The organism is Candidatus Desulfolinea nitratireducens, assembly GCF_982879505.1.
In genome coordinates, this window is record NZ_CEYOSI010000268.1 from 1 (window position 1) to 4,135 (window position 4,135).

The 4,135-nt window shown below is 48.7% G+C and carries 4 protein-coding genes; all 4 read left to right on the forward strand.

What is annotated here, in order from left to right:
- Positions 1-721 (forward strand): ornithine carbamoyltransferase (gene argF / locus AC3DOM_RS16200; RefSeq protein ID WP_487920079.1); only part of this gene is annotated, 721 nt, incomplete at its 5' end.
- 103 nt (positions 722-824) lie between these two features.
- Positions 825-2,027 carry an ornithine--oxo-acid transaminase gene (gene rocD / locus AC3DOM_RS16205; protein ID WP_487920080.1) on the forward strand — a complete coding sequence of 401 codons (1,203 nt, stop codon included), beginning with the start codon at positions 825-827 and terminating at the stop codon, positions 2,025-2,027.
- A 49-nt stretch (positions 2,028-2,076) separates the two neighbouring features.
- Positions 2,077-3,159, forward strand: a complete 1,083-nt coding sequence (locus AC3DOM_RS16210) for an alanine dehydrogenase (RefSeq protein ID WP_487920081.1) — start codon at positions 2,077-2,079, stop codon at positions 3,157-3,159.
- A 2-nt stretch (positions 3,160-3,161) separates the two neighbouring features.
- The coding region (locus tag AC3DOM_RS16215) for an acetyl-CoA hydrolase/transferase family protein (protein ID WP_487920082.1) at positions 3,162-4,135 on the forward strand (974 nt) is incomplete at its 3' end.

Genomic DNA, 4,135 nt, shown 5'->3' on the forward strand with positions numbered 1-4,135 from the left:
CGCCCTCTACCTTTCTCCGGCCGAAATCGGGCTTGGCAAACGAGAATCTGTTTCCGATGTAGCCCGTGTTCTTTCTGGCTATGTTCACATCATTATGGCGCGCGTTTTTGCCCATGAGCACGTTCTTGAATTGGGCAAATGGGCCTCCGTACCGGTCATCAATGGCCTGAGTGATTTTAGTCATCCCTGCCAGGCGATGGCAGACGCACTCACTATTCAGGAAAAATTCGGCTCCCTGAAAGGATTAAATGTGACCTATGTTGGGGATGGGAATAACGTTGCGGCCTCGTTGATGCATATCTGCGCGCGACTGGGAGCGAATTTTACGATTGCCAACCCCAAGGGTTATGATATGCCCACCGAAGCGATCACTCTTGGACGTCAACTTGCCGCCGAATCTGGATCATCGATTACGCTGACGAATGATCCGCATGAGGCGGTGCGGGGGGCGCAGGCGATCTATACAGATACGTGGACAAGTATGGGGCAGGAGGAAGAAACGGAAAAACGTCTTCAGGTTTTTCCACCCTATCAAGTCAATGCCAACTTGGTCGCAGAAGCGGAAAAGGATGTCATTGTCCTGCATTGTTTGCCCGCTCACCGCGGCGAAGAATTAACGGATGCAGTTGCAGATGGCCCACATTCGCTCATCTTCCCTCAGGCACATAATCGGTTGCACGCACAAAAGGCCATTGTTGCTCGCTTGTTGGGCTTAGCATAGCTTCCAAATGACACAGAGTGGAATTGAATAACCACTCTGTGTCATAATTATCCTTGCCTCTCGACTGCGCAGCGCTCGGGGCGTCAAATTCAAGAGGTGAATATTGAATACACAAGATTTTGTAGCGCTCGAAGAAAAATTTGGGGCACATAATTATCATCCATTGGATGTGGTCATCGAGCGGGGGGAAGGGGTTTGGGTCTATGATGTAGACGGAAAACGCTATCTGGATTGCCTGAGTGCCTACTCAGCGGTAAATCAGGGACATGTTCACCCCAAAATTTTAAAGGCTTTAATCGAACAGGCCAGCAAAGTCACTTTAACTTCGCGCGCCTTTCGTAATAATCAGCTCCCACTGCTTTATAAGGAATTGTCTGAGATCACAGGCTATGAAATGTCGCTACCCATGAATAGCGGAGCCGAAGCGGTTGAAACTGCGATCAAGCTGGCACGCAAGTGGGCCTATCGCGTCAAAGGCGTCAAACGCCACGATGCCGAGATCATTGTTGTTGATGGCAATTTCCACGGGCGAACGATCTCGATTGTAAGCTTTTCCTCTGAGGAATTCTATAAAGGTGATTTTGGACCCTTCACGCCAGGATTCATATCTGTTGCTTACGGCGATGCTGATGCAATTGCGGATGCAATCACACCAAATACTGCCGCCGTGATGATAGAGCCAATTCAGGGTGAGGCCGGCGTGATCATTCCGCCCGATGGATATCTACAAAAAGTGGCTAAAATATGCAGGAAGAATAATGTGCTCTTTATTGCGGATGAGATCCAAACCGGGCTGGGACGCACGGGAAGACTCTTTGCCTGCGATTATGAAAACGTTCGCCCTGATATGGCCATCATCGGCAAAGCATTGGCTGGTGGATTTTATCCCGTTTCAGCAGTATTAGCTGACAAAGATTTATTGGGCCTATTTTCACCCGGCGAACATGGTTCAACCTTCGGCGGAAATCCCCTCGGTGCGGCAGTCGCACGAGCAGCCCTTCAGGTTATGGTTAATGAAAAACTTGCCGAACGTGCTGATGAGTTGGGAACCTATTTTATGGAGCAATTGGCCGAAATTCCAAGTCCACATGTCAAAGATGTGCGTGGCAAAGGTTTGCTGATCGGCGTGGAATTGAAACCCGAGGCAAAGGGCGCCCGCCGTTTTTGCGAAGCACTGCAAGATCGGGGAATTCTGGTGAAGGAAACACATCAGCACGTCATTCGTTTTGCTCCCCCTTTAGTGATTGATAAAGAGACGATTGATGGCATTTTGCCGCCTATTCGTGAAGTATTAAATATGGTTTGAGAGTATTATTGAAATTCAGATTGATTAAAATAGCAAAAGAGGTTCTCATATGAATATAGGAATCCCAAAAGAACAACGCCCAAATGAATACCGGGTAGGTCTATCCCCGGCAGGTATTCAGTTACTGTGCCAGGATGGACATACCTGCTTTGTAGAACATGACGCAGGCAAAGGAGCCGGATTTGGCGACCAGGATTACGAACAGGCCGGGGCCAGTATCGTATTCTCTCCCGAGGAAGTTTTTGGTCGTGCAGATCTACTGTTGAAGCTTGCACGCCCCATAAAATCTGAGCTGGAATGGCTGCAACCGGGATCAGCAATTGCCGGCTTTCTTCATCTAGCCTCGGCGAGAAAGGACAAGCTTGATTTACTGCTTAAAAAGAAGATCACAGCTATCGCCTACGAGCAAATTGAGGAGGAAGATGAGCTTTTGCCTGTGTTGCGTCCGCTAAGCCAGATCGGCGGGGCAATGGCAGCGCAAACTTCCGCGCGATTACTGCAAAATAAATGGGGTGGGCGCGGCATTTTATTGGGATTGATTCCTGGCGTACCGCCTGCTGAAGTCGTCATCCTGGGTGGTGGGGTTGCAGGGATGCATGCAGCACGGGCATTCCGCGGTTTGGGCGCGCATGTCACCATCATCGATAATGATATGGACGCCCTGCAGCGTGCTGCCGAATACTTCCGTGGCGTGACAACAATGATGTCAACCCCGAAGAATATCAGAAAAGTAACAGGCTTTGCCGATGTTGTGATTGGGGCCGTCTACGAGCCTGGTCAGCGCTGCCCAATCCTGGTCTCACGAGAAATGGTTCGGGCGATGAAGCCAGGCTCGGTAATTCTTGATCTGAGCATTGACATGGGTGGTTGTGTGGAGACATCCCGCCCGACAACACATGCAGACCCGGTATTTATCGAGGAAAATGTCACCCATTATTGCGTTCCCAATATTTCCAGCGTAGTTGCACGAACGGCCACACATGCCTTTGTCAACGCATCGGTACCCTATATTCTTGAATTGGCAAATCGCGGCATTCAGGGCGCTATGGATAATAATCCAGCAATAAAGCTGTCAATCAACACACATGCGGGTGATTTACTACATCTCTCCCGACAATTCAACGGTAATTAGTTATGGACTGGAAAAATTTATATAAAGATCGAATTGTCAGCGCCAAAGAGGCTGTCCAGGTTATAAAATCTGGAGATCGCGTTTTTCTGACAGGAAATGTATCTGTACCCCATAAATTACTTGACGCTCTTGTTGAGAATGCCCCCAACGTCCAGGATGTGGAAATCTGCCAGGCTCTCACGGTCGGCGGATCGGATTATGTCCTTCCTGAAATGGAGGGTCATTTGCGTGTAAATACCATGTTTATCAGTGGCAATATACGTGAAGCAGTTCATAGCGGTCGGGCAGATTTCACTCCGGTATTACTTTCTGAATTTCCGCTACTTTTTAAAAATGGGCATTTACCTCTTGATGTGGCGATTATTCACGTTTCCCTCCCTGACGACCACGGTTTTTGCAGTCTTGGAGTTGAAGTGGGGTTGACCAAAACTGCATCTGAATCTGCCAAGATCATCATCGCTGAAGTTAATGAACAGATGCCGCGCACGTTAGGTGATGCCTTCATCCATGTTGGGCGTCTGAATTATATCCATCCTGTCAACTACCCGATCTCTGAAATGGCAATGGGCAGTGGAAAACCATCGCCTGTGGTCGAAAAAATGGCTTCCCATATCGCTGAGCTAATTCCCGATGGAGCGACGATGCAGATGGGGATTGGCGCAGTCCCGGACGCGGTGCTGAAACATTTATATAATAAAAAAGATCTGGGCGTGCATACCGAGCTTTTTTCTGATGGCGTGATTGATCTCGTTGAAGCCGGAGTATTAACAAATGCCGAAAAAACACTTCACCAGGGCAAGATCCTGGCTGGATTTGTAATTGGCACAAAACGACTTTATGATTGGGTAGACGATAACCCCCTCATTGAAATGCGACGTACAGAATATGTCAACGATCCTTTTGTGATCGCCCAAAACGACAAAATGGTGGCGATCAATTCTGCCATCGAAATTGATCTGACCGGACAGGTTTGCGC

Coding starts and splice junctions, on each gene's coding strand:
- AC3DOM_RS16210 (WP_487920081.1), top strand. CDS start 2,077: ATGAATATAGGAATCCCAAAAGAACAACGCCCAAATGAATACCGGGTA.